This is a genomic window from Helicobacter sp. NHP19-012 (genome assembly GCF_019703325.1).
In the GTDB taxonomy this organism is placed as follows: domain Bacteria; phylum Campylobacterota; class Campylobacteria; order Campylobacterales; family Helicobacteraceae; genus Helicobacter; species Helicobacter gastrofelis.
Genome location: NZ_AP024819.1, coordinates 1,114,749 through 1,139,796 on the forward strand (window position 1 = coordinate 1,114,749; position 25,048 = coordinate 1,139,796).

The following is a 25,048-nucleotide window of genomic DNA, read 5'->3' on the forward strand; positions in this document are numbered from 1 at the left end:
CAAAAACACTTCCTATTAACCATTTTTTAAGAAAATCATACTAATAATACAAACATAGCACTAAAGGAATACTATGTTAAGATTTCTCCTTGCTTGTTTGTTAGCACTCCCCCTTTTTGCCGCTACACCTAGGGACACTTTAGTTATCGGCGTGGAGAACGAAACCGCCCGCATCAACTCGCTTTTTGACGAGGATCACGACAGCGCGCTGGATTTTGTCTTTAGCGGACTGACCCGTTTTAGCCCTGATATGCAAATACAGCCCGACCTCGCCACAAGTTGGGAGGTGAGCCCCGATGGCTTAAGCTGGGTGTTTCATTTAAGAAAAGGGGTTTTATGGCACGATGGCAAGCCCTTTAGTGCTGAGGATGTAGAGTTTACTCTCAAGCAGGCGCAAAATCCCAAGCTCAACGCCCCCGCACGGGCGAACTTTAGCGAGATTAAAAGCGTGCAGGTGCTAGACCCCTACACCTTAAAAATCACCCTAAAAGCCCCCTTCCCCCCCCTCTTAGATGTGCTGAGTGTGGGCATTTTACCTAAGCATTTATTGGCGGGCAAGGATTTAAACACCGATAGATTTAACCAACACCCCATCGGCACGGGGCCCTTTAAATTTGTGCGCTGGCAAAAGGGCGCGTATATCAGCTTTGTGGCTAATGACAAATTTTATAGAGGCGCGCCCAAGGCTAAAAAGGCGGTGTTAAAGATTGTCCCCGATTTCAATGTCCGCACCTATGAGATCAAAAGTGGGGCGATCGATGTCGCCCTGATCGAGCCCAATTTAAGCAAGAGCCTAGAGCGCGACCCGCACATTAAGATTTTAGACTGCAAGAGCGCAGACTACCGGGCTTTAATGTTTAACTTCAACAACCCCCTTTTAAAATCCCTAGCCGTGAGAGAAGCGATCAACTACGCCATTGACCGCCCCCTCATCGCCCAAAAAATCCTACACGGCTATGGCTTTGTCGCCAACAACCCCATCCAAGCAAGCTGGGCGAACGACCCGCACGCACAAGGCTACCCCTACGACCCCGCCAAAGCCAAAGAGATTTTAGAAAAAGACGGCTGGGTGCTCAAAGACAAGGTTTTTTACAAAAACGGCAAGCCTTTAGCCTTTGACATTTACGCTTTCAACACCGATCCCCTAAGGGTGACGCTAGCCAATATCTTACAAAGCGAGCTCGCCCAAGTGGGGATCAAAGCGAGTGCGATCGCTAAAAACCATGGGGCGTTTGAGATCAGCAAGGTGGATAGCTTCATCATCGGTTGGGGCAGCCCGCTAGACCCGGACCTACAAACCTACCGCATTTTTGGCTCAAATATGGAGTGGAATTACAACCACTACAGCGATGAGGCGGTGGATCGTGCCCTTCAAAAAGCCCGCACCGCTAAAAATAAAGAGATGCGTAAAACGTGGTATGCCAAATTCATACAGGATTTACACAACAACCCGCCCTTTGCCTTCTTGGTGTATCTGCGCTACCCCTTAGCCTACCGCACCAACATACACGGGATCAAACCCACGATTTTAGGCCACCACGGGGCGCGCTTTACTTATGATGTCGCTGAGTGGAGCAAGGATTAGTGCCTTTTGCGCTTAAAAAAATTTTGGGGGCACTCTTGCTCTTGCTGGTCTTTAGCTTTGTGGTCTTTGTGGCTTTGGATTTATCAAGTGGGAGCGTGCTTTCAGGCATTTATGGGGACAGCGTGCAGAGTGCAAACCCCCTTCTTAAAGCCCGTTTGCTAGAGAATTTGGGCTTAGATCGCCCGCTTTTGGTGCGCTATTTGGAGTGGCTGGGGCGCATTTTAAGGGGGGATTTGGGGGTGAGTTTAGCAAGTGGGGAGCGCGTCATAGATATTTTAAAAGAAGGCTTGCCTTATACACTGGTGCTGGGTTTAACAAGCTTTGCTCTTAGCTTTATTTTTGCGTTGGTACTAGGCACAATAGGGGCGTATTTTAAGGACTCGTGGCTGGATAAGACCATCATTTACACCACTCTTGGCTTTTTTAGTGTGCCGAGTTTTTGGCTGGGACTGGTGGCGATCATGCTTTTTAGCGTGCTACTAGGCTGGCTGCCTAGTTCAGGGGTGGGCGAGATTGGCGCAACGCCAAACTTTAGCGATTTAGCCCGCCACATGCTCTTACCCGTGTGTGTGCTGACCTTGTCGCATTTAGCCATTTACACCCGCCTTGTGCGCTCCGTGGTACTAGACACCTTGCAAGAGCCCTTTGTGTTGAGCTATCAAGCGTGGGGTGTGAGTGCTCTTAAACGCTTTTACTTGGTGTTGCGTTTTTGCTTTCTACCCATTGTGGGGTATTTTGCCTCTAATGCGGGGGCGATTGTGGGGGGGACTTATGTCGTGGAGAGCGTGTTTTCTATCGGCGGGATAGGCCAAAGCACCATCAACGCCCTGCTGCATAAAGACTACCCCCTAGCCTTGAGTATCATTATGCTCAGCGCCTTTTTTGTGGTGGGGCTGAATGTGGTTGTAGAGCTTTTAGCTAGGTGGCTTAATCCCAAATGGTGAAGTTTGCGCTGGTGTTGGGGGGCTTTTTCTTGATCTTTTGCCTGCCCCTTTTTGCCCCCTTTGCACCTAATGAAGTGCATTTAGAGGCCCTCAAACTGCCCCCAAGTGCCATGCATTGGCTAGGCACAGATTTTTTAGGCAGGGATGAGTTTTCAAGGCTCTTGGTGGGCTTAAGAAACTCGGTCTTTGTGGGGCTTGTGAGTGGGCTGTTAGCGCTTGCCATAAGTTTAGCTTTTGCCTTTGGGGTGTTGTTTGCGCCTAAGTGGGGGCGGGTGGGGCTTTTGGGATTTTTAGATGGCTTTTTAGCCCTGCCCAATTTATTGTTGATTTTGCTTTTTAGTGCGTTTAGCCAACGGGGGTTGGGGCTTTTGGGACTAGGCGGACTACTATCACTTTTTTTATGGCCACAAATGGCAAAGGTGCTCGCCGATAGCTTTAGAGAAATTGCCACAAGGGAGTTTGTCGCCAATGAGCGCGCACTTGGGGCTAGCAATTTAGAAATCGCCTTTTATGAGATCTTGCCTCTAGCTAAAAACAGCGTGTTTGTGCTCTTGGCCAACACTTGCGCGCATGCCATCAGCGCTGAAGCCCTGCTTAGCTTCTTTGGGCTAGGGCTTAAAGTGGGCGAGGCAAGCCTTGGCAACATGCTAAACGAGGCAACGCAGGCGATTTTTACGGGGGTGTGGTGGCTGGTGCTCATACCCGGGGTGGCGGTGTTTGTGGTGGTCTTTGCTTTGGCGTGGGCAGGGGAGCGCTCGCGTGCTTAGCGTGCAGGATTTGAGCGTGCTTAGCCCTAGTGGGGCGGTTTTACAAAATATCAGCTTTAGCACCACAAGGCATTTAGCCATTTTGGGCGTGAGCGGGAGCGGGAAGAGCACGCTGGCTAAGGCGTTTTGTGGGTTGTTGCCGCCTACTTTTAAGATGCATTATGGCGCACTCACTTTAAGCGCACAGGCGGGCTATGTGTTTCAAGACTGCATTGCCTGCTTTTACCCCTACCTTAAAATCAAGGACACCTTTGACATGGTGTTAAAAGAGCGTGCAAACCAAGCCAAGGATTTGTTGGCAAGTTTAAATGTCCCCTTAAAGGCGTGGAGCTCTTACCCTTATGAGCTCAGCCGTGGGATGGCAAGTCGGGTACAAATCGCGCTGAATTTAGCCCTAAAGAAAGAGATTTTATTTTTAGATGAGGTTACGAGCTCTTTAGATAGAGAAAACACGCAAGGCGTGGTGGATTTGCTTTTGAGTCTGCCCGTGCAAAGGGTCGTCATCACACATGATGAGGAAGTGGCACTGAAGCTCTGCGATGAGGTGCTAGTGCTTGATGGGGGGCGGGGGATGTATTTTGGAGAAATGGGGGGGTATTTATGCTCTTAGAGGTGCTGGAGTTGTCTAAGTCCTATGGGACGCAAAAGGTGCTAGAGAGGGTGAACTTTGGCTTAAAGAGGGGGGAATTGGTGGCGTTGATGGGGCCTAGTGGATGTGGTAAAAGCACGCTGGCTAAGTGCATTGCCCGCCTAGAGCCTTTTAGCGGTGGGCAGGTCTTATACGAGCAGCAAGACATTTTACAAATGGAGCAAAAACCCTTTAGGCAGGCGTTGCAATATGTTTTTCAAGACCAATTAAATGCCCTAAACCCCGCTAAAAAGGTGCGGGATTTATTAGGCAGCGTGTGTCGGCGTTTTCAAACCCACGCCTTGTTAAACGAGGCTTTGGAGTTTGCGAAACTCAGCCCCAAGCTTTTAGGGCGTTATCCAAGGGAGCTTAGCGGAGGGGAGAGACAAAGACTTGGCATTGCGCGGGCGATGCTAGTTTGCCCTGAGATTTTATTATTAGATGAAACCACAAGTGCTCTAGATAAAAAACTCAAACATGAAGTCATGCAAGTGGCACGCACCTACCAACAAGAGAAGCAAACCACGATTCTTTTTATCACCCACGACCAAGCTTTAGCTAAGGAATATTGTGAAAGAGTGATGCAACTTAAAGGAGGACATTTGCTTTAGCCATTAAAGCTAAAAATCGTGTATTTTTGAGTCAGCTCAGCGTTTATTCTAACTTTTAAAATAATTCTTATCTTTTGAAAAGGTCTTTTTACATCGTATCCCCGCTTGTTTTGTGTGTGGGGGCAGAACCTATTACAGAGAGCTCAATAGAAGAGAGCAAGCCATAAAAAAAGATTTAGAGAATATCCTTAATAAGCACAGCCAAGCAGTGCAATCTATCAGCAATCAAGCTTGCACCATTATCTTAGGGGCTGTAGAAAGTATTAAGAATGAGATTACCAATCTTGCCACAGAGTTTAAGAGCAGTGCAGAGTATGGGGCAGAACTCAATCAGGCTAAAAGACAGATAGAAAACTTAGAAAAAAAATAAAGAGCGTTTGCAAGATGAAGTCGCTAAACTGAAACAAGAGCAAGAAACCAATCAACAAGAGGTAGAAAGGGCAAGGCTGATAATAAGGCTAATAATGAAGCTTTTAAACAACAAGGCATCGAAAATCAAAGTCTTAAAAGCGACTTAAATACAGCCAAAACAGAGTTGCAAACCATAAAAGCCACACTACAGACCACATAGAAAGATTTAAAGACCACAAAGGTAGATCTTGAGGGCACAAAGAGAGAATTAAAATCCACACAAAACATATTAGAAGTTTTACAGCAACAAGGCATAGAGTCCCAAGCTACACCTATCCTAGATCATCCAAAGACAACGGACACAGAGAAACCTGAACCCTCAACAGGGCGTGGGTCTAAGATTAGAGATGGATTTGTCAAAATCAAGGATTTGAACGGAAGTATTGGTCTATCTTTAGCAAAGTTTTGCCTTTCCAATTAGCCTTATAGGTTAGCAGACTAATGAGCCTAGACCAACTTGCATTGACAATACTCTTAGCTAGTTTGTGGTTTTTGGCCAACTTAGAGAAAAATCGATCAAAGGCTGTTGTCAGTTGTCTTAATACCATTTGCAAGCTTTGAGAGTTGCATTCGCCTAGATAGGCGTAAGGCTCTTGTTTTTTAAGGGTGATGAGCACCTTTTGCATGCTAAAGTAATTTTCTCTAGTGACTTGTGCGTATTGCTTTTGGCGGTATTCTAAAAGTAGTTATAGACCACCCTAGCACAGCCAAAGTACTTGTGTATCAAGGTTTTTTGTGCAGTGGTAGGATAAATTCTAAACTTCATTGTTCGAAGCAATCGGCTACACCTTAATTATAAGGCTATTTATCCACCAACAGGAGCAAACACAATCTAAAAGCCCATTTGATTTTAGCTGACGTAGATACAGAAAAAAGTTACTCGTAGGCGATGTGGCTATTTTTATAAAGTCTGTGTTTGATGAGATAGAGGAAAGTTCAGATTTTTGCCATCATAGCAATGGAAGCAGATAAAGATTATCTATACCTGATGACTGAGACATACCCCTAGAGTGTCTATCAGCTCCATTATCTTACAGATCAAACAAATCACTACTTATAAAGTTTGGAGAGAACCAAGATTTATCCCGTTCTTGCGCAAACATTTTTAGAAAGAATAAATATTTTGGACAGATGGATTTTTTGCTTGTTCCATAGGAGAGGCTAACCCAGAAACCATTAAAAAGAAACCATCAAAAGATATTATAGAAAATCAAGGATGAGTGGCATTCATCCTACCCGCTAAAGACGAGTGGGATTTCTGCTAAAAGATGTTAACTTGTCAATTAAAAATTATCTGCACAAACAAATCGAATCCACAAAAGATGCTGAGTGGGAAGAAAAAGATATTTACAACAAGCTCTTTACATTTTTGACAGCTATCTTAAATGAAACAGGAGCGCCTTTTTTGATGTGCTGCCAAGTAGAGAAAATGCAAAAACTAATGTGTTTTTTAAACTTGATTTTATAGACACGACAAGAACCACACCAAAGATCAATGTCAAAGTAAGTAAGGGCAAAGACCTATTTGGTGATCTCAAAAATGTTTTGAAACAAGCTTCCAATGAGTTTAGCGAAGAGCTTTTAAAAGCCTTAAAAAGAGCAGAAAATTAAAGTCAAAACAGAAGAACTAAAAAAGATCTTTATTTCCTATAAAAACAAAGTGAAGTGGACTTTTTCATCCATAAAGATGCCAAGGGTTTTTAAATTAACAATTTGATTTATAATATGCTTGCTAATCTCTATAAAGGCAATGATTTGCAAGAATGGGACATATGTACCATCAAAGTGTTTGCAAAAAATCAAAAACATTATATTTGGCATGATTGATCTAATGGGGGTTTGAAAATGAGCTCAAAGCTCTTTGACTCGAGCCAAAATTTGCCAAGAATACGCATATGTCTTTACCTTAAGACTGCATCAAGAACACCCGTATTTTAGAATCCTTGCTACAAGACAAGGGCATCAACGCACAAATTCAAGAGTGGCAAGATCTACAGCTCATCGATCAAAGTTTCAGTTTGGATACCCTTTTAACCGAGCAAAAGTATCGATTTTTGCCCTTTGATACACAACACTTTAGTTTAGAAACTAAATACAAACTTTTAAACTCCTTTGGTGATTTAGAATCGGTGCTGAATAACGAATTTATCAAGGCAGACAACTTCCGAGCTCTCAATACTTTAAAAGACAAATACAAAACTTCAAACACAGAAGGACGGCGTTTGGCGTATCTTGGTGCCGTTTTAGAGGATGGCGACATGGCAGAACTCAAAGATGCTTTAGCAGTCATTGCTAAGTCTAAGGGCATCGACTTGCCCCCTTTTGAGGGGGATACCCCTAAGTTTGCAAGAGTTTAAAAGAAATTGGGTTTGCAGTCTTTAGAGATGCCAAAATGCCAAACCGCTCAAACCCTATAAAACTTAAACCCTATAATAACGAAAGATTGCGCGGGGTGTTGAGTGGGTGTAATACCAAAAAGCCCTCAAATCCCCAAGAAAGAGCTCCATGTAGTGAGAATTTGATGTTTAGTTGAGAGTATCTATTACCATGGGATGATTAGCCTTTTGGGAGAGTAAAGAAACTGATTAAATAGAACAATTTGTCTTTGGAGAGTAAGCAAAGAGAGGTGATCAACCACACATGGTGTTTAAAGCGTTTTTAAAGGGTCATAGAGCGAAAAGTTAGGGGTCAGGAGGAACTATGTTTGGGAGTTAAAAGCGGTTTGGGGGTAAGAGCATAATTTCCAAAATAAGCACTAACGCTTGTTGAGTAGAAGAGAAGGTTTGTGATCAAATGTTTTGAATGGCCAGTAAGTTATTTTGCTATCTCAAAGAACTAACTTTTAGCTTCTGCTATGGATTCTCTAACTTTGAAAGTCAAGGTAGTGCTCTAACAAGCTTAGCTCTCGTGCCCTATTGTATCTACTTTTAGTGTGCGTGATAACTATGACTAGGGCAATATTTTACTTTTTATTTACCATGTTTGTGCTACAATCCAGGGGAGATTTTCGGGTATTAGTCTACCTAACCATTAGAGTTTAGGGTGTGGTTTGTCCCAATGGATAGGGTTGAGATGTCAAGACAAGATAAGCGACACAAATATCATCCTAGATTCTTGCTCGCTTTGTTCTCAGTTAGTGCCTTTGTTGCGACAGCCCAAGCTGGTGAGTGGTTTTTTGGAGGCGGCTTGGTCTTAGGTGCGCAATCTAGTTCAGTAACCACGCAAAAGCAAACCCCCACAGCCCAAACTATCGTTAGTCCCAATCTTAAAGCGGTTACCGCCTATGATAAGCAACAGCTAGCCATTATCCAGCAACTCGAGGGCGACTATCAACAAGCTCGAGCCAATGCACTTACACAAGAACAGCAAATGCTCTCTCAGCTAAAAGAACAAATCACACAAGAGAGACAACTCTTGCAGGACTTAGCCAACGTTGGTCAGCCACTAAGAATTGATAGTAAGAGTAAACCTGATAATCCAATTATAGGTAAAATAAACCCCAACATCATCACTGCAATTGCAATCCCTGCCAACTACCAAGAGAACGACCAACAACTATTATCAAACTTCCAAAACACCATCAACCAACTCTTATCTCAACAAAAAGAGAGCGGGGCCAATACTGATAGCCCTCTAGCTCAAGAACTCCAAAAAGCCCAACAGATCCTTAAGAATTACAAGCAACAACTCAAAAACTACAATGATGTGGCAAAAAACTACAATGACCAAATCACGCGTTATTGGAACAATGCTAAGGCACAATGGGAAAACTACGATAAGGAATATAGACAAAAGGAACTAGATGATTTAGGATCCTTTTTAGGCAATGTCTACTACTCTAAGGTTGTTGGTGGTTACCCTATACCCTTGGTAAAGCAGGAACTAGAAATGGCTTTGCACTTTTTCTTCCCACAAAATGAAATTTCTACTCTTATAAAGTGTTTGTTGCCTGATTTTGAAACAAATAAAACAGACAGTGTCTCTAGCAATGGGATTATTGATTTTCACCTCCAAACCAAAACACCCTATGGCACAATCTCGGCATTGGTGCAAGTTTCTCGCAACAATGGCACTATTGTTCCTATCAAGGTAAGCTACAATGGCACGCTAGAGCCAAATGTAGTGACGACTAGCACTTTCCCGCAGCCTAATATACCTTCACCCAAAATCAGCCCCCCACATTTTCTCCTAACCCCTCCACCCTCCCCAATGCCTCTAGTATCCATCAACTCATCAGGGACACTCAGCAAGCCCAAGCACAGATAAAAAACGCCACTAGTCAAACCCAAGCCCAGCTGCAAGCTGCCTATAACAAAGACCGCTCCGCTCTTGAAAAATCTCTCATTGCTCTGCCCAAAGACACAACTATCCACACCATGCTAACTTCTCAGGAGCGAGAATTAAGGCACGCCACAAACTTAGGCTTTGATTTGGTTGTAGGCTATGCCGTGCACACCCAAAACAATATTCTAGGCTTTCGTGTTTATGGAATGGTCAGCAACGCTTACAATGTAAGAAACAGCGTGCCACAGCAAGAACTATTTTCTAGAGCTTCCGTAGGTTTAGGGGCAAATGTTACCCTCAATTTCATTAGCAACACCACACCCGGTCATCTCTTTGGTTTTGGGGTGTTTGCTGGAGCTGCTGGAATGGAGAATAATTACATACAAGGGCAACACTTTGCCCACGACTTTAACCTCAATGCTGTGGGTGGGATAGAATTTCGTTTTAATAGCGATGGATTTCAAATCGGTGTTCGTGTCCCTGTCTTTGATCGCATCCTACACCTTACAGATGATGTGATGATCACAAACAGCTATAAAGATCCTTCATGCTTTGCTAACTACATCCATTACTTTTGAACATGCCAAAACAGCTTTTAAAAAATCTTAGGTTGAAATGGCTAAAAACAAGATTATGATGATATGATTTTTTGGATTTTATGGCAAACATAAGGAGGGCTGATGGATAAAAATGCCCCTAGAACGCTCTAGGATTTCCTACAATCGGTTTTGTGGGCTTGGTGGAGCTCCATTGAGTCAATATTGGGTTTCATAAGCCTTATATAGGGCTAGAAACGCTATTGACTTTCTAGGTCTGTTTAGATTGGGTGGTTGTTGATCCTTTGTCCTAACTTTGATCGGGTGGTGTGTATCCAATGTCTTTTGAGTGGGACTAGTGCATAGGCTCTTGGTAATCAAGGAGCAGATCGGCGCACTCTTTGAAAAACCCAAACGCATAGGGTGCACTAAAGCATAAACAACCAAATCAAAGTCCAAGTTTGTGGCACGCTTCAATTCTCGCTCCTGAGCGGTTAACATGGTGTGGATGGTTGTGTCTTTGATAACCCAATCCCGTATGGGTGCGTAGCCCAAAATTGCGCCCGTGATGTGCCTATGATCGCCAAAGTATCTACTATTTTAAATTCTATATGCGGTGTGTGGCCACACCTTTTTCGTTTAAATCTTTGAGGTTTTTTAGCCATTTTTCAAAAATGTTTGTATTCTGCATTTCCATGCGTGTATTTTAACGCAAAGACACCCATTAGTCCTTTGACAATTTAGAAAAAGTAAATGACAATTTTAATAGCTTGTTGCATAACTTTGGGTGCTCCGTGCAGTCTATGGCTTGTTTGCCCCGTTCGAGTTTACTCAAATCCACAGAGTTTGTTTTTTTGTTTGTATAACACACTTACCCCTAGAGCTCTTGAGATTAAATGAGAGCAATTTATGGCACCAATAGTGTTAGAGCCAGAATTGGAGAAAGAAACTTTAGACCTCATTACTAAAATAAACAGGATAGATCCCAATCAAGCAAGCACAATCTTATACGACATGGATAGCGTTATCCGCATGTATGAAGAGGGGAAAGAAAGCCTAAGCAAAGCATAAAGACACATCCACAGCAAACCAAGCAATAAGCCAAACCCAAGAAGCCAAGAGTGGAAAAAAGATTAGGTGAATGAAGCTAGCAAGCATAATAAGTATATTTTTTATAAATTCCACCACACAATAAACTCAAAACGATTTCTTTCTCTCTAAAAGCTGATTAGAAAGTGCCTTAGGAATGTGATAATCCAAAATAAGCTTTCTGAGAGTATCCGTATAAGTTGACACATTAGAGGGATTGAGTTGGTATTTTTTACTAGCTATGGCCTCTAGGACAACATCGCTATAACCAAAATCAAAATGTGTAGGATCGTTATAGGCATTGAGATTACTTACCATAGGCATTGTCCTTAAATCATGGAGTTCGACATTAGGGTAATTCAAAAGCCGCAAACTAACAGCTTGTGGGGTTTGTAAGAACATCTCTTCTAAGGAATCTTTAAAGGGTGTATTCTTAGCCTTGTAGACATAGTAATACAAGACACTATGGGGCACATAGTAAAAAATAAAATGGGTTTTAGGGTGGCTTTTAATAAGGCTTTCTAGATGTTTTTGGGTTTCTTGAAGCACAACTTGCCTGGAGAATAGAATTTGTTGTGTCCATGAAGAAGGTTTAGAAAAGTTAAGGTAATCAGAGATCACATTCTTCAGATCAGCTTTTCCAGGTTTGCAATAAGGAGCAAACATCGTATTGTAGTGGCTACAAGGACCACGACGATCCTTGTGATCCCTTATGGAATGCCAATAAAAAAGGGATTTTTCTGAGACTCTGGAACTAAAAAGATAAGTGAGGAGTTGGGTAAATCGATTGTCGGTTCTGTAGAGATAATCAGGGAAAGAAAAGGAAATGTTACCTACCATCTCAAGATCAGCTTGGTTGTAATTAGGCATTAAAGCTAGAGGATTAATCGCATAGACAACCGTTTTAATGTTCTTGTGTACGGCAAAGGCCAGGCGCAAAGCGCGGTAAAGATCATAACTTGTCTCTCCTGCCATGACAAATTTAAGTGGTTTCTTTAGATGCAAAATTGAAGAAAGCAAATCTATACTAAACTTCTCTTCTGTGCTCGATCCAGTTAAGATGCTGTCATAATCATAAGTCCTAGCCATACCTGCAATGAGCATGCGCTCATCGCCTCCTGTGAAATCCACTCCATACATGGTCGCTTTCCTAAATTGCTGAAAAGGATCCATAATATAGTTAAAGAGCATGACGGATCCAAATCCAAACAACATGAACCCAAACACCGCCCAAAGATATGTTTTAGCCGACACGATTTATCCTAAAAGTTAAAGTAAATGAATTCAGACACGCGGTTGACATAAACCAGCACATAATACCCAATAAAAGAAATTGTGGCATAGGTCCAGCCTAAACGCCATAAAGAGGGTTTAAAACTTTCTAAAACTTGGCAACTATTTTTAAAACAAAAGGTGATCACAAGGGCTAAAACAGCCGCAGTTCCAATGAAATATTTGCTGGTATAATCTAGCTCTCTACTAAAGAAATAATTTTTAAATCCACTCATCAAAAACATCGCCTTAAGCACTTTAAGCGCGTCCCCCCAGTCTTTTGCTCTAAAAAACACTTCTGTAATGTTCACATAGTTAAAGGTGATAAACCACCCCAACCACACGGGGAGGGGCTTAAGCTTGTATTTTTTGCGCACTTTCTTAGACCAGTAGTGATTGACCACCACGCCTAGCCCATGCAAGAGCCCAAAGAAAACAAACATCCAGCTCGCCCCATGCCAAAGCCCGGCGATCAAAAAAGCGATGAAAATAGCTAGCATTGAGGTGTGGAAAGTGATTTGAGAAAACATGCGCGCCACAGATACATAGAGATAATCAAAAATAAAGCGACTCAATGTCATGTGCCATCTTTGCCAATACTCCACCATGCTCGTTGCCTTGTAAGGGCTGTTGAAGTTTTGGGGCAGGCGGATATTAAAGAGTAAAGCTGCCCCGATTGCCATGTCTGTATACCCGCTAAAGTCAAAGTAGAGTTGGAAAGTGTAGGCTAAAGAAGTCATCCACCCCTCTAAAGCAGAGAGCACCTTAGAGGTGTCAAAACCCATAGTGGCGACTTTGGCGAGGCTGTCGGCGATCACCACCTTTTTAAAAAGCCCGATGGCAAAGATAAAAATCCCACTAGCAATGTTATCTAAAGAGATGCGTTTATTGCTGTCTTTAGCAAATTGGGGCATCATCTCTTGGTGGTGGACGATGGGACCCGCGATGAGCTGAGGGAAGAAGGTTACGAACAAGGTATAGTCTAAGAAATTAGAAAAGCCAGCTTGGGGTTTTTTCTCTGTTTCGATTTTGGCATAACTGTCGAGCAAAAAGGTGAGTTGTTGCAAGGTGAAAAAGCTAATGGCTAAAGGCAACGCTAAATGCAAGAGATTTACAGAGGTGCTAAAGAGCGCGTTGAAGTTGCTAAGAAAGAAGTCGGCGTATTTGAAATAGCCCAGCAAAGCCACATTGGCGATGATCCCACAAACAAGCCACGCTTTAGCCTGCTTAGGGCGCACCCACATCGCTTGCACAATGGCGTAGTTAAAAATAATGGAAATTAAAATGAGGGGGAGGTATTTGACATTCCAATAGGCGTAAAAAAACAAGCTCGCCCCCACTAAAAACGCCTTCGCCCCCAAAGCACTCCAACGGCTTAAAACAAAATAGCCTAAAAAGCTCAAAGGCAAAAACATAAAAATAAACTCTACAGAATTAAAAAGCATAAAAACCTTTCTGTTAAAATCCCAACCCGCCCGTGATGGGGATGTTTAGCCCTGTCATGTAATCGCTCCCACTAGAGAGCAAAAAGAGCAACATGGGCACAATGTCCTTTGGGGTAGCGTTGCGCTTTAGAGGGTGGTTTTCAGCTGCCACCTGCACGATTTTAGGGTCGATGCTTTCTAAAAACTTGGTTTCGATCATGGAGGGAGAAAGGCAGTTGATTTGGATATTGTGCTCCTTGTAATCGCTTGCCATAGAACGCATGAGCCCTAACAAGGCATATTTCATCGTGGTATAAACGCTGGTGTGTTTGGGGGGGATGTTGCACACAAAACTTGAGAGCATCGCCACCACCTTACCCCCCTGCTTTCGGCGTGCGAGGGGGGGTAAAAAAGCTTGCAACATCAAAAAGAAGCTTTGCACACTGGCGCTAAAGTCGTGTTGCAAGGCTTGGGGGGAGATGTCTTTAAGACGGGTGTAGGCATACTTGGGGTGGGCTAGATGCACGATTTTATTAGGCGTGGGGTGGTTAGCCTTAATGTTTTCAATCAAGGCTTGCACTTCTTGCAAAGAGCTTAAATCCGCCTTGAGGGGGTGTAAATTAGGCTTGTTGGGCAGGGGGCTTTTGTGGCTGTGGGCTAAAATAATGGCTTCTCTTGGCAATGCCTCCAAAAGGGCTAGCCCCAAATCCGAGGAAGCCCCTAAGATTAAATAGGTATCTTTCATTCTAAGACCTTGGCTAAAATGTCTGCAGTGCTCACTAAAAAGGGTTCATCATTGATATTCTCAATGCGCGCTTTTAAACTTGCCACTTGGAAAGCCTCATTCAAATGCACAATGCGCCCGCTCACCTGCAAGCAATCCCCCACATAGACGGGTTTTTTAAAGCGTAGGTCATAACTTAAAGACATGGCATATTCCCCGGGCAAGTGCTTACCCACTAGCCTAGAATAAAACATGCCCAGTGCCGCCCCGTGCAAGAGCACCCCCTTAAAACCCTTTGAAAGCATGTAATCCGTGTTGGCGTGCAAATGGCTATCATCGCCGCTTAGGACCCTGAATTTTTCCAACATTTCTGCAGTCACCACAACGCTAAACCCGCCACACATGCCCACACGCAATTCTTGAAACTTATACGCATGCTTTAGACCAACAGCCCCACCTGTAATTTGGCGCGGCTCACACATAGCCCCCCCCCGATGAGGGCATCAATGCCTGCGCTGATCTCGATCGTTTTAAAGCTTGCATTGCAATGGGTGATCTTGCCCCAAACGCGCAAATCTGCAGGGGCGTAAAGAGGGTTTTTAAACGCCACTTTGATCCCCTGAAAGAGGGCGTATTTGCCGGGCAAATGCATCCCCACCAAGCGGGAATAATATGCGCTGTGTAACATTCCATGCACCACGCAATCTTTAAAGCCCTTTTCTTGGGCATAGCTGGGGTCTGTGTGTAGGGGGTTGGTGTCCCCACTGAGTGCGCTAAACTCTTGCAGGTTTTGTGGGTTTAAGGTGAGGTTAAAACTTTCTTCCAAGCCCTCAAAGAGGTCGGCAAAGCGGTAGGTTTTAAGCATGCTCAAGTTTGCGTTCAATCAACGCCACCATTTCACCCACATTTTTAAGCCCTTGCAATTCGCTTAAGTGGAACTTGATTTTAAAATGTTTCTCAATGGCACTGATCAAACTAATGTGATTTAGGCTATCCCAATCCTCAATGTCGTTAGCGTTTGTGCTCTCATTGATGACTAAACTCGAGTCGTCAAAAATATCTCTAAAAATCTCTTGCAACTGGCTAAAAATCTGTGTTGTTTCCATCATTTACCTTTATATAGTGGGGTTTGTCTGTGTGTTTCTCTAAATCCAAACTAAAAACGCTCCCGGTTTCGTTTTGGCTTTCCAAAGCGAAACCAAAGCTGGCATAAAGCTGGGCGACCATCGCATTTTTAGGCGTGGGGTGGTAATAGCCCTTGAGGGTTTTTATGCCCAAATCCTTAGCCCGCTTGGCTAAAAAGTTGAGCATGGCAAATTCTAAATCCCTTTTAAGAACCCGACAACTCATCAGCCAAATTTCTAAATGGCAAATCTCCCCCTCAATGCGCCCCACGCTGATCGCCACGATGCCATTGTCCCCGAATTTATCCACAAGCTGTCCATAAAGCGTGATATAAGCCGGACTTTGCGCCCACTCTTGCACTTGCGCTAGGGTACATCTCTTTGTGGTGCAGTTAAATTGGTTGGTCTTGTTGATGAGTTGGGTCAAGCGTTCAAAGATATTGGGGTTAAAAGGGGCGATAGTGGCGCGCATTTCTAAGCTTTGTAAAAACTCGGCATAAGATCCAAATTGTTGCTGTGCACTTTGGCGCTGGGCATTAGCTTGGTATTGGGCAGCACGGGCTAAATCCTCTTGGCTTAAAGAAATGGGCTCAAAATACCCCGCTTTATCTAGCCTCGTAATGTATTCCTCGGGTTGCCCTATATCTGGCACAGCCACGCTAGGTAATTGTGCAGAAACTAAAGCCCGCTCTGCCGGGTTGTCATCCACAAAGACGAAACTATCCAAGCCCAAATTCAATTCTTTAGCGATCTCTACAATGTTGCGATCTTTGGGCTCAAAATTGGCCTTAATGCACGCAAAATCCGCAGGCTTTAAAAGCATGTTTTCATGGGATAAAGCTAAAAGCGCGTTTTCATGCGTGTTCTTAGAACAAATGGCGAGCAACACCCCCCGCTCTTTGAGTTCTAAAATGTAGCGCTGAAAAGTGGTGTAACTCTCTGCTAGAGCGCTCTCACTCCCAATCACCAAGCCGGCCAAGCCATCATCGGCGATCACCCCGCCGTATAAGGTGTTGTCCATGTCTAGGATCAAAACTTTTTTAGAAAGCCCAAAGAGGGCGCAAAGAATTTTAGAGAGATTAAAAGCCACACAAGCCAGGCCTTCATAACTCATGGCGTATTTGGCGCGGTAGTATAAGTTAGAATCAAACCACTTAGACAGCCCCACCTGTGCGGACAGATACAGCAAATCTTGTATATACACAGAGGGGTGTTCTTTGACAAGAGCTACAAGGGCAGTATTTAAGGTGTTGATGAAGTGGGTTTTACCACTCAAGGCATCTAAATTACCCAATGAACGGTGCTGGGGCAAGTCAAAATTATTGACAATGACCGCGCAAGAATAGCAGGTTTTTAAAGAGATAAGCATGATCTCTAATTTGCCCATCTCTTGCTGGACAAGTTTGGCGATCTCTTCTGCTGAGGCGTTGAGCTCAGGAAAACGCTCAATGTTGAGGCTGGAAGTGTGTAGGTAGATGAGATCGGGAGCAAAGTCCCTTAAAGCGGGGTTTTCAAACGCACTTTCTTCGTAGTAGCGGTTGTAATCGCTCTCATAAAAGCTAGGCACAATCCCCGCCTTTAAAAGGCAGACCTCTAAAAGGTCTTTAAGTTCAGCGGTGCTTGAGCCCCCAGGAGGGCTATTTTCTTAGGAGTTCCCCCCCCCAGTTAATAACTCTCTTTTGAGGCGTTTTTTATGGCGTAAAAAATAAGAAACATCTTGCATAACATAGCCCTAGGCAAAAACAGGTCAAAGATAAAGTGCGATTATAGCAGAAAATTTAAGCTTCTGTGTCAAACCAGTTCGTAACAGCTACGAGTGTTGCTTTAGTTGTGTGCACAGACAATTACCAAAATCAACAGCGACATGGAGTTGTGTATGGATTATAAGGGAGTGCGAGTAGCATAAAAAATAAATATATACAAAAGACTCATACATAGAATGGGCTTTTTTGTGTATTTGTTCCTTGTAAAACAAACTAACCAATGCTTTTATTCTGCATTAAATCACTATACTATCCTGCAACCATTTTACTCTCCATATGAACAACCTATCAATACATCATCACCCCTTCATCATAAAAACTCTAAAGTGTATCATTGAGGACATGTTTTCTCAATTTTTAAATGTAAAATTAATGATACAAACATGCTCAATAAACTTGCGCTGTGTCCTACCATATAGTAGTGGTAGGTGGTAAGAAATTTAGCCACCTGTCTATGATAGGACGCTCACAAGTTCACTTGGATAATTCACTTGGAGAATTTGCCACTCAAACGCCACGGGGGCTAAATGTATTATTTAAATTTAAAATATTCTAAGATTTTTGAGACAGTGTACATAAATGTATATGTTTTAGATCACAAAGCGATTGTAGGGTTTTCTGTAAAGGAAGGTTTAGGTATATTTGGTTATTTGGGTGGTGAAAATTTATTCACTCTTGCATTGTTTTGTGCAGTCTATGTAGCGTCTTTTTATCGCTAGTGGTGCTTTGGTTAGCGTGTTGCGAGGTGTTTCTACACCCTTGGCTCGCTCCATATGCTTCTTAAACCAACTTTTAAAGTGCTTGGCATTATCCAAGATGAAAGAGTTAGAATCTTGTAGATCTTATCTATGTCTTGAATATCTACCCTAATCTTTCCATCCTCAGTAAAATAGATGTCTTGAATCTTGGGAACAGCAGGCGCACCATTATTGCCCATATAGATGTCTCTGCCTAGAAAAGTTTTGAAACCATTCTTGCCTTTTTACATCTCTACCTTGACTTCTGTGGGTTGTGGTGCTTGGTTGGTTTGTTGTGTCTGTTGTGCTTGTAAATCTACAATTTGATAACCTCCTTTGCGCAAGAGATGACAGACTGGAAACTTAGAGTATTTGTTGCAAGTTCAGGTGCATTAAACTCTTTTAGTTTATCCATTCAGTCGCTTAAATATTTGAATTTACTTTCATACCCCCTTAGCACCCCGTAGTAGGTGTTTTTGCGTTAAAATAGGGTATGGAGATACAGACATCGAGCGAATTTAAAAAGTGGCTAAAACCTCAAAGATTTAAACGGAAAAGGTGTACTTACACGCCGCATACAGAGTTAAAAAAGAGCGGACACTTTGGTGATCATAAACACATTACGGGTTAAATCTTTGAAATGCGTATCCACATGGGTGCAAGTTACCGCTTGTATATGGATAAATGGGGCGAGGTGTTGGTGATTTTGCTGTGGCGCGCCGTACAGTGGCGCGCTTAAGGCGACAAAAGCACACAGCAAAAAGATATAATCAAGGCACAAAAATCTTAAAAGATTATCCATGTCCGTAACCTTTAAACCCTTTAATGCAGCCGAGTTCTTAGACTCCGATCAAGTGCGTTTAAGTCATCTTAGTGCCGTTTTAGAGGATGGCGACATGGCAGAACTCAAAGATACTTTAGCAGTCATTGCCGAGTCTAAAGGCATTGACTTGCCCCCTTTTGAGGGGGATGCCCCTAAGTTTGCAAGAGTCTTAAAGAAATTGGGTTTTGGGTTGCAGTCTTTGGATGAGATGCAAAAGCATAACACGGCTTAAGCCCACCAAACCCCCAAGAGAGGGTTTTGAAGTGAGGATTAGATTTTTGGTCTTGAAGTATCTATGAATGTGTAACCATGTCTCTTGGGGAGAGGGTGAAAAACTGGTCAATTAGGACAATTATATCTTTGGATAACAAAATAGAGAGAAGCCATAAAACAAAGATAGCGTTTAGAGAGCTTTTGAGTGGTCATAGAGCGAAAGTTTAGGGGTTAGGAGTTCAAAGGTTTGAGCTGTGGTTTGAGAGTTAAAAGCGGTTGTAGGGGATCGTAAGAGCAACTAAGAACAACTACATCGTAGGCAAAGACACAAATGAATCAATTTGATAATCTTATAAAAAGTAAATACACTCTACTTTTCTCTCAATCCCTCTCAAATTGGGATTGAGTTTAGAACCAATGTGAGTAAACACAATGGATTTGAAGTGGGCTTGCATATTTCTCTAGCCATGAACTGCTATTCCAAAGGGGATTAGGTGGTTCTAGCCTAGAGACCACTTATAAAAGCAATGTAGCGGTATGTGTGGATTATTTTGTGTATAATTCCTAGGCAATCTGTTAGCTGAGAAATAGCAACGGCAACATGAGGGACTTAGATTCCTCTGTTGTTCATAAAGAGGTTTAGAGAGTCGTAAAACTAGGCAGACACATACCGAATCTTCGCAAGGAGGTGGATATGGCTGTTAAGCGAAAACTAGCTAGTGCGCTTTTATTTGGCACCCTAGAGTTTTTCTCTTTACTCCCTTTGAAGGCAGAAAAGAGTGGAGTGTTTATAGAGGGTGGATTTGAGTATTCGCATGGTTCGGGGGTTTTTAAATAATATGCAGCAGATCAATTCACAATACCAGGGGTGCCCAGTCTAGTAGTTCAATCCACAAACTTCTATAAGGGCAATCTTTTTGGAGGGAATATCCAAGCAGGTTTTAAGCTATTCTTTGGCCAAACAAGACGCTTTGGATTGCGTTTCTATGGGTTCTTTAGTGGGCAAGCAGGCAATGCTAATTCTACCCACAGCAAAGATCCAGATTCTAACTTCGTCATAAAAGACCAACCCACTTCTAATTTTTTTCTACGCTGGGGGTGTAGATGCACTTTATAACTTTTATGACAAGAATAACCGCTCTTTTGGAGTCTTTGCAGGTTTGATGGTTGGGTGGAACTCTTGGTCCATGGGTGAGAGCAAGCAATGTGCGGGGACTGCTATTTATAGCCCTGGTGGATTTGATGGGGGTTGCGTGTCGACCAATAAATTTTTCCAACAGCTGTTGCACACCGATAGCGAATACTACCCTGAATTTAAAACCTCTTCCTCATTTGCTTTTGTGCAAGCTGTCGTGAATCTTGGGTTTAGGTTTAATTTTACTAAACACCAAGGTCTTGAAGTGGGGGTGCGTATCCCTACCATCAACACTCCTGGTTATGTCAGTAAGGGTGCCTTTTTGGAACACAACATTGTTAAAGTCGAGCTTAATGATTCCCTGACTTTCAGGCGTGATATAGCTGCTTTTATCGATTATGTTATTAGTTTTTAGAATATGGGTTATGGAGTAGCTACATTAAGAAAAAGCTAAAAGACCTAAGATAAAAACCTAAAACAACGGAGGAAGTGATTAGCATGAAGCTAGGTTAAGCGGGGTATTTTTATACACACAAAAACACAAAAAGCGCATAAGAATCTTAATTTTTTGTAAGAGTAATAAATTTATATAGAAACCGCCACAATGCTTAAACCTTAAAGGCTGGGGATGCTAGGGGATACTATCAACTGGCAGCCTTGTATGTGCGTGGCAGGGGAGTGAAGCAAAACATTGCAAGAGGTCTTGGGTATCTACAAAAAGCCATAAGACATGGAGAAATTAGAGCTCACCACGCAATGGGGCAGAATACACCTCTTAAGAAAAAGGCAGTCTCTCAAGAAGAGTCTGCACTTTCAAGGGCTAGCTAGGCTGGCTAGAGAAAGGCTACGCCTTTTCTCCAAAATACACTAGCGCAGAGCCCCAAGTGAGGCCGCCACCAAAGGCATCCAAGAGCATTAAATCACCCGTTTTGAGCTTGCCCTGCTCGTAAATTTCGTTCATCGCCATAGGGATGCTCGCGGCTGAAGTGTTGCCGTATTTTTGCACGGTCAAGACCACTTGTTCCTCTTTGAAGGCGAGCTGGTTTTGCACCGCTTGGATGATGCGCAAATTCGCTTGGTGGGGGATAAAGTAAGCGACCTGCTCGGGGGTGATGGTGTTGGCCTGAAGGATTTCCTCCACATCTTTAAGCAAGGTTTTAATCGCAAGCTTAAAAATTTCATTGCCCTTCATGTGCAACGCTTGGCTGTCCTCATACCCGGGGCAAAAGGCACTGGCTTTAATGTTTCTTGGGGTGTAAAGGTAGTCGCCAAAGTTGCCATTGGCCGCAATTTTCACATCTAAAATACTCTTTTTAAGGTCATCCGTGGGTGAGATCACGCATGCGCCCGCCCCATCTCCAAAGAGCACGCAAGTGGAGCGGTCGCTAAAGTCTAAAACGCTGCTGCACTTCTCCGCCCCCACAATCAGCACATTTTGATACATCCCACTCTCCACAAACGCCTTAGCGGTGGCGAGCAAGTAAATAAACCCACTACAAGCGGCAATGAGGTCCATGCTGGGCGTGTTCTCTAGGCCTAATTTCGCGCTAAGACCGCAGGCGGTAGAGGGCATGGCGACATAATCCGGGCTCAAGGTGCCCACCAAAACCAAATCAATGTCCTCTTTTTTTAAGCCCGCCCGCTCAATGGCAAGCTTGGCCGCCTGCACGCCTAAATCGCTGCTCTTTTCCTCTGGGGACGCAAAATAGCGGGTCTTGATCCCCGTGCGCTTTTGTATCCACTCGTCCGTGGTGTCTAAAAGCCCCTCAAAGGCGCTGTTGGGGACACAATTTTGGGGGACATAAGCCGCTACAGAGCGCAACATTGCATAGGGCATAAATTTCCTTTAAGAGACAGGGGGGCTTTGCGTGCCCACATTTTTATGGCTGAAGGCTTGCGCCATTTTCTGTGCCACGCCGCTTTCCTTCGCCCGAATCGCCTGATAAATGGCGCATTCAATCGCCCGTGCATTGCTCTTACCATGGCTGATAACAACCGCCTTATTCACGCCCAAAAGCGGCGCACCGCCATATTCAGCGTAGTCGGTCTTTTGCTTAAGCGTATCAAAGGCCTCTTTTAAGAGAAACGCCCCGATTTTGGCGCTAAAATGCTCTTTAATCGTGGTCTTAAAAATGCTGCCGATCGCGCTGGCGACCCCCTCGGTGGTTTTGAGCACAATGTTGCCCACAAAGCCATCGCACACCACGACATCCACGCTATTAACGAAAATGTCGTTGCCCTCCACATTGCCCTTGAAAATGGATGTATTTTCGGCAAATAGGGGGTAGTCGTGGATGAGCTTAAACGCCTCTTTGGTGAGGCTATCGCCCTTGCTGTCCTCCTCACCATTGGCTAAAATCCCCACCGTGGGGTTGTCATAGCCCAACACACTTTTGGCATATTCATAGCCCAAAATGGCAAAGTCCAGCAGATACTCCGCCTTGCAATCGGTGTTCGCGCCCACGTCTAGGCACAAGCTCGCCCTCTTGCCCACGGAGGGCATGAGTGTGCATAAAGCGGGGCGGCTCACGCCCTTAATGCGCCCGAGCTTGAGCGTGGCAAGCCCCATTGTCGCCCCGCTATGCCCGGCCGAGACTAAGGCATCTGCCCCGTTTTTTAAAATATCCATTCCCACGAAGATCGAAGCCTCTTTGCGCTTGAGTGCCTCGGTGGCCTGCTCCTCCATGCGGATAAAGTCGGGGCAGTCAATGACTTCCACTTTAGAAGCCAAATCCTTAGAAATGAACGCCTTTGCCTTCTTGGCATCGCCCACTAAAATGGGCTCAAACGCCCTGCTCGCTAACGCCTTAGAAACGCCCTCAATAATGGGTAAGACCCCAAGGTCTGCCCCCATCATGTCAACAACGATTTTCATCGCTACCTATTTATAATTGCCTGTGAATCGATTGACAAAATGGGGCAATTTCCAGCTACCATCCTTGCCCTTAACAGGCGTGGCCAACTTGGCTGTGTAATGGGTGCGGCGTTTTCGCGCCCTTGTTTTACTCACGCGTCTATCAGGTACTGCCATTTTTCATCCTTTATGCTTGGTCTAAATAGTGATAATCGGCTTGGATACTCTGCACCTCCGAGCGCAAAATATCCTCTAAATCAATGACACCGCCGAAACACTCAACGGCATCTAGAGCATCCACGCCCCAGCCCTCCAAACTCTGCTTAGGGTCAAACACCCCATCGCAGAGCAGGAGTTTTAAATCTTGGGACATGGTTTTGTTAAAGACTTGCGCACTTCGAGCGCACACAACGGCAACCTCTCCGTGCAAACGCCCCTCGAGCACAAAGAACTTCGGGGCGACTCGGCGCACCTGCCCCTCCAAGCGCACACCCTCAAAGGCGCACGCCACGGATTTCGCAGAATGCCCGATTTTTTGCATTTCTAGGCGCACTATTTGCTGAAGAAAAAGGCAATTTCTCTGTGGGCGTTTTCTTCGCTGTCGCTGCCATGCACAACATTGGCATCAATGTTTTCGGCAAAATCCGCCCGAATGGTGCCGGGTTTAGCGGCTTTGGGGTCGGTCGCACCCATCAACTCGCGGTTTTTCTCTACAGCATTGGGCCCTTCTAGCACCATCACCACCACCTCACCGCTGGTCATAAAAGCGATGAGATCGTTGAAAAAGGGGCGATCTTGGTGGATGGCATAAAACTCTTCAGCCTGCGCTTGGCTTAGGTGCAGGCGTTTGATTTTCACCACCTCTAGCCCCGCCTCTTCAAAGCGAGTGATGATTTTGCCGATGATGCGTTTTTTCACGCCATCGGGCTTGATGATAGATAGGGTTTGCATGCGCGTCCTTACTTGAAGTCTAAACCGCCCATTCTAGCAAAATAAGCCGTGTTTTTAGCTTAATCTAGGCACATTTACCCAGCGTGTAGAAAACCACGCTAAAGTCGGGGCATTTAGTGTTTTTGAAGGATTTTTATGCGTTTGCTTTGGTCTTTGCTGTTTGTGGGGGTGTGTTGGGCAAAACCTTTGATCTATGTGCTTGCCACAGGCGGGACGATTGCGGGCAACTCTAACAGCCATTTAAGCAGTGCTTACAAAGCGGGGGTGGTGGGCGTGGATGTGCTTTTAAAGGCGGTGCCCCAGTTGCAAGAGCTCGCCACTTTGAAGGGCGAACAAATCAGCAACATCGGCTCGCAAGAGATGGACAACGCCACTTTGTTGAAACTGGCCAGACGCACCCAAGCCCTGCTAGACAAGCCCGAAGTGCAGGGGGTTGTCATCACACACGGCACCGACACAATGGAAGAGAGTGCGTATTTCTTAGACCTTGTGGTGCACAGCAAAAAGCCTATTGTGTTTGTGGGGGCAATGCGTAATGCCAGTTCTCTTAGTGCGGACGGACCGCTCAATCTTTACAATGCCATGGCGGTGGCGGTGAACAAAGAGGCGCAGGATAAGGGGGTTTTAGTGGTGATGGACGATGCGATCCACGCTGCTAGGGAGGTTAGCAAAACCAACACCACGCACACGGATACCTTTAAATCTTTAAACACGGGTCCTATCGGCTCTGTGATTTACGGGCAAGTGCACTTTTACATGCAGCCCTTAAGAAAGCACACTTTTAACAGCGCATTTAACATCGCCAATATCAAAAGCCTGCCTAGAGTGGACATCCTCTATGCGCATGAAAACGACAGCCCCGAATTTGTGCAAGCGGCGTTGGCTAAGGGAGCTGAGGGGCTTATCAGTGCTGGCATGGGCAATGGCAATCTCTTTCCCTCTGTGTTAAATGCCTTGGCCACTGCTACAGAAAATGGCGTGGTGGTGGTGCGCTCTAGTCGGGTGAGCAGTGGGGAGATCACCCAGCCGGGCGAAATCAACGATGCCAAGTATAAATTTTTGACCAGCGACAATTTAAACCCCGCCAAAGCCCGCATCCTTTTAATGGTGGGGCTCACAAAGACCCATGACTTAAAAACCCTCCAGCGGTATTTTTTGGAGTATTAAGGATTT

General features: G+C 44.4%; 26 protein-coding genes and 2 pseudogenes. 15 read left to right on the top strand and 13 right to left on the bottom strand.

Annotation, left to right across the window (positions count from 1 at the left end; translation table 11 throughout):
• Window positions 1-73 precede the first annotated feature (73 nt).
• Genes K6J74_RS05700 through K6J74_RS05720 form a run of 5 tightly spaced genes read left to right on the top strand, consistent with a single transcriptional unit; the run spans window position 74 to window position 4,535 of the window.
• Window positions 74-1,585 (top strand): ABC transporter substrate-binding protein, encoded by a 1,512-nt coding sequence (locus K6J74_RS05700; RefSeq protein WP_221271316.1) that lies wholly within the window; start codon window positions 74-76, stop codon window positions 1,583-1,585.
• Window positions 1,585-2,529 (top strand): ABC transporter permease, encoded by a 945-nt coding sequence (locus tag K6J74_RS05705; protein ID WP_221271318.1) that lies wholly within the window; start codon window positions 1,585-1,587, stop codon window positions 2,527-2,529. The genes K6J74_RS05700 and K6J74_RS05705 overlap by 1 nt, the downstream gene beginning before the upstream one ends.
• Complete coding sequence (locus K6J74_RS05710) at window positions 2,523-3,296, top strand: ABC transporter permease (RefSeq protein ID WP_221271320.1); 774 nt, start codon at window positions 2,523-2,525, stop codon at window positions 3,294-3,296. Before K6J74_RS05705 ends, K6J74_RS05710 begins: the two co-directional genes overlap by 7 nt.
• The gene (locus K6J74_RS05715; protein ID WP_221271323.1) at window positions 3,289-3,906 is read left to right on the top strand and encodes an ATP-binding cassette domain-containing protein; all 618 of its coding nucleotides are present in this window, start codon (window positions 3,289-3,291) and stop codon (window positions 3,904-3,906) included. The genes K6J74_RS05710 and K6J74_RS05715 overlap by 8 nt, the downstream gene beginning before the upstream one ends.
• Window positions 3,897-4,535 carry an ABC transporter ATP-binding protein gene (locus tag K6J74_RS05720; RefSeq protein WP_221271325.1) on the top strand — a complete coding sequence of 213 codons (639 nt, stop codon included), beginning with the start codon at window positions 3,897-3,899 and terminating at the stop codon, window positions 4,533-4,535. Before K6J74_RS05715 ends, K6J74_RS05720 begins: the two co-directional genes overlap by 10 nt.
• Before the next feature lie 860 nt (window positions 4,536-5,395).
• On the opposite strand, the pseudogene K6J74_RS05725 reads toward K6J74_RS05720, so the two are convergent.
• Window positions 5,396-5,724: pseudogene (locus K6J74_RS05725) on the bottom strand (helix-turn-helix domain-containing protein); the annotation flags it as partial.
• A gap of 21 nt (window positions 5,725-5,745) precedes the next feature.
• On the opposite strand from K6J74_RS05725, the pseudogene tnpA reads away from it, so the two are divergent.
• The 5 genes and pseudogenes from tnpA to K6J74_RS05750 form a co-directional block, all read left to right on the top strand.
• Window positions 5,746-6,166 (top strand): annotated as a pseudogene (tnpA, locus tag K6J74_RS05730) (IS200/IS605 family transposase); the annotation flags it as partial.
• Between the two features lie 56 nt (window positions 6,167-6,222).
• Entirely contained in the window at window positions 6,223-6,414 is a 192-nt protein-coding gene (locus tag K6J74_RS05735) for a hypothetical protein (RefSeq protein WP_221271327.1), read from the top strand.
• Window positions 6,415-6,889: 475 nt separating this feature from the next.
• Window positions 6,890-7,303: a helix-turn-helix domain-containing protein gene (locus K6J74_RS08670; protein ID WP_260321548.1), complete on the top strand. Its 414-nt coding sequence runs from the start codon at window positions 6,890-6,892 to the stop codon at window positions 7,301-7,303.
• Window positions 7,304-8,360: 1,057 nt separating this feature from the next.
• Window positions 8,361-9,212 carry a hypothetical protein gene (locus K6J74_RS05745; protein ID WP_221271329.1) on the top strand — a complete coding sequence of 284 codons (852 nt, stop codon included), beginning with the start codon at window positions 8,361-8,363 and terminating at the stop codon, window positions 9,210-9,212.
• 110 nt (window positions 9,213-9,322) lie between these two features.
• Window positions 9,323-9,808, top strand: coding sequence for an outer membrane beta-barrel protein (locus K6J74_RS05750; RefSeq protein ID WP_221271332.1), 486 nt, complete (start codon window positions 9,323-9,325; stop codon window positions 9,806-9,808).
• 1,155 nt (window positions 9,809-10,963) lie between these two features.
• Here K6J74_RS05750 and K6J74_RS05755 read toward each other — a convergent pair.
• From K6J74_RS05755 to K6J74_RS05785, 7 genes are read right to left on the bottom strand one after another with little or no spacing between them, the layout of a single operon-like run.
• Window positions 10,964-12,109, bottom strand: a complete 1,146-nt coding sequence (locus tag K6J74_RS05755; protein WP_221271334.1) for a hypothetical protein — start codon at window positions 12,107-12,109, stop codon at window positions 10,964-10,966.
• Between the two features lie 8 nt (window positions 12,110-12,117).
• Window positions 12,118-13,572 (bottom strand): MBOAT family O-acyltransferase, encoded by a 1,455-nt coding sequence (locus K6J74_RS05760; protein WP_221271336.1) that lies wholly within the window; start codon window positions 13,570-13,572, stop codon window positions 12,118-12,120.
• Window positions 13,573-13,585: 13 nt separating this feature from the next.
• Window positions 13,586-14,296, bottom strand: a complete 711-nt coding sequence (locus K6J74_RS05765; protein WP_221271338.1) for an SDR family NAD(P)-dependent oxidoreductase — start codon at window positions 14,294-14,296, stop codon at window positions 13,586-13,588.
• Window positions 14,293-14,757: a MaoC/PaaZ C-terminal domain-containing protein gene (locus tag K6J74_RS05770; protein WP_041302930.1), complete on the bottom strand. Its 465-nt coding sequence runs from the start codon at window positions 14,755-14,757 to the stop codon at window positions 14,293-14,295. The genes K6J74_RS05765 and K6J74_RS05770 overlap by 4 nt, the downstream gene beginning before the upstream one ends.
• On the bottom strand, window positions 14,715-15,158 hold the full coding sequence (locus K6J74_RS05775; RefSeq protein WP_221271340.1) for a MaoC family dehydratase: 444 nt from the start codon (window positions 15,156-15,158) through the stop codon (window positions 14,715-14,717). The genes K6J74_RS05770 and K6J74_RS05775 overlap by 43 nt, the downstream gene beginning before the upstream one ends.
• Window positions 15,133-15,381, bottom strand: coding sequence for an acyl carrier protein (locus tag K6J74_RS05780; protein ID WP_013470075.1), 249 nt, complete (start codon window positions 15,379-15,381; stop codon window positions 15,133-15,135). The genes K6J74_RS05775 and K6J74_RS05780 overlap by 26 nt, the downstream gene beginning before the upstream one ends.
• A complete protein-coding gene (locus K6J74_RS05785; protein WP_260321550.1) occupies window positions 15,359-16,966 on the bottom strand; it encodes an HAD-IIIC family phosphatase in 1,608 nt (535 codons plus the stop codon). The genes K6J74_RS05780 and K6J74_RS05785 overlap by 23 nt, the downstream gene beginning before the upstream one ends.
• Before the next feature lie 1,733 nt (window positions 16,967-18,699).
• Here K6J74_RS05785 and K6J74_RS05795 point away from each other — a divergent pair.
• The 4 genes from K6J74_RS05795 to K6J74_RS08685 all read left to right on the top strand — a co-directional run bounded on the left by K6J74_RS05795 (window position 18,700) and on the right by K6J74_RS08685 (window position 20,485).
• Window positions 18,700-18,954, top strand: a complete 255-nt coding sequence (locus K6J74_RS05795; protein ID WP_221271342.1) for a helix-turn-helix domain-containing protein — start codon at window positions 18,700-18,702, stop codon at window positions 18,952-18,954.
• 675 nt (window positions 18,955-19,629) lie between these two features.
• Entirely contained in the window at window positions 19,630-19,773 is a 144-nt protein-coding gene (locus K6J74_RS08675; RefSeq protein WP_260321551.1) for a hypothetical protein, read from the top strand.
• Window positions 19,774-19,803: 30 nt separating this feature from the next.
• The gene (locus K6J74_RS08680) at window positions 19,804-20,052 is read left to right on the top strand and encodes an outer membrane protein (protein ID WP_260321552.1); all 249 of its coding nucleotides are present in this window, start codon (window positions 19,804-19,806) and stop codon (window positions 20,050-20,052) included.
• The gene (locus K6J74_RS08685; protein WP_260321721.1) at window positions 20,015-20,485 is read left to right on the top strand and encodes an outer membrane protein; all 471 of its coding nucleotides are present in this window, start codon (window positions 20,015-20,017) and stop codon (window positions 20,483-20,485) included. The genes K6J74_RS08680 and K6J74_RS08685 overlap by 38 nt, the downstream gene beginning before the upstream one ends.
• A gap of 429 nt (window positions 20,486-20,914) precedes the next feature.
• Here the strand turns inward: K6J74_RS08685 and K6J74_RS05805 are convergent, their stop codons facing one another.
• Genes K6J74_RS05805 through ndk form a run of 5 tightly spaced genes read right to left on the bottom strand, consistent with a single transcriptional unit; the run spans window position 20,915 to window position 23,875 of the window.
• Window positions 20,915-21,907, bottom strand: a complete 993-nt coding sequence (locus tag K6J74_RS05805) for a beta-ketoacyl-ACP synthase III (RefSeq protein WP_221271344.1) — start codon at window positions 21,905-21,907, stop codon at window positions 20,915-20,917.
• 9 nt (window positions 21,908-21,916) lie between these two features.
• Window positions 21,917-22,945, bottom strand: coding sequence for a phosphate acyltransferase PlsX (gene plsX, locus K6J74_RS05810; protein WP_221271346.1), 1,029 nt, complete (start codon window positions 22,943-22,945; stop codon window positions 21,917-21,919).
• A 6-nt stretch (window positions 22,946-22,951) separates the two neighbouring features.
• The gene (gene rpmF / locus K6J74_RS05815; RefSeq protein ID WP_221271348.1) at window positions 22,952-23,101 is read right to left on the bottom strand and encodes a 50S ribosomal protein L32; all 150 of its coding nucleotides are present in this window, start codon (window positions 23,099-23,101) and stop codon (window positions 22,952-22,954) included.
• Between the two features lie 10 nt (window positions 23,102-23,111).
• Window positions 23,112-23,477, bottom strand: a complete 366-nt coding sequence (locus tag K6J74_RS05820; RefSeq protein WP_221271350.1) for a hypothetical protein — start codon at window positions 23,475-23,477, stop codon at window positions 23,112-23,114.
• Entirely contained in the window at window positions 23,477-23,875 is a 399-nt protein-coding gene (gene ndk, locus K6J74_RS05825; RefSeq protein ID WP_221271352.1) for a nucleoside-diphosphate kinase, read from the bottom strand. The genes K6J74_RS05820 and ndk overlap by 1 nt, the downstream gene beginning before the upstream one ends.
• A 135-nt stretch (window positions 23,876-24,010) precedes the next feature.
• Between ndk and K6J74_RS05830 the strand changes: the two genes are divergently transcribed.
• A complete protein-coding gene (locus K6J74_RS05830; RefSeq protein ID WP_221271354.1) occupies window positions 24,011-25,042 on the top strand; it encodes a type II asparaginase in 1,032 nt (343 codons plus the stop codon).
• Window positions 25,043-25,048: the final 6 nt, after the last annotated feature.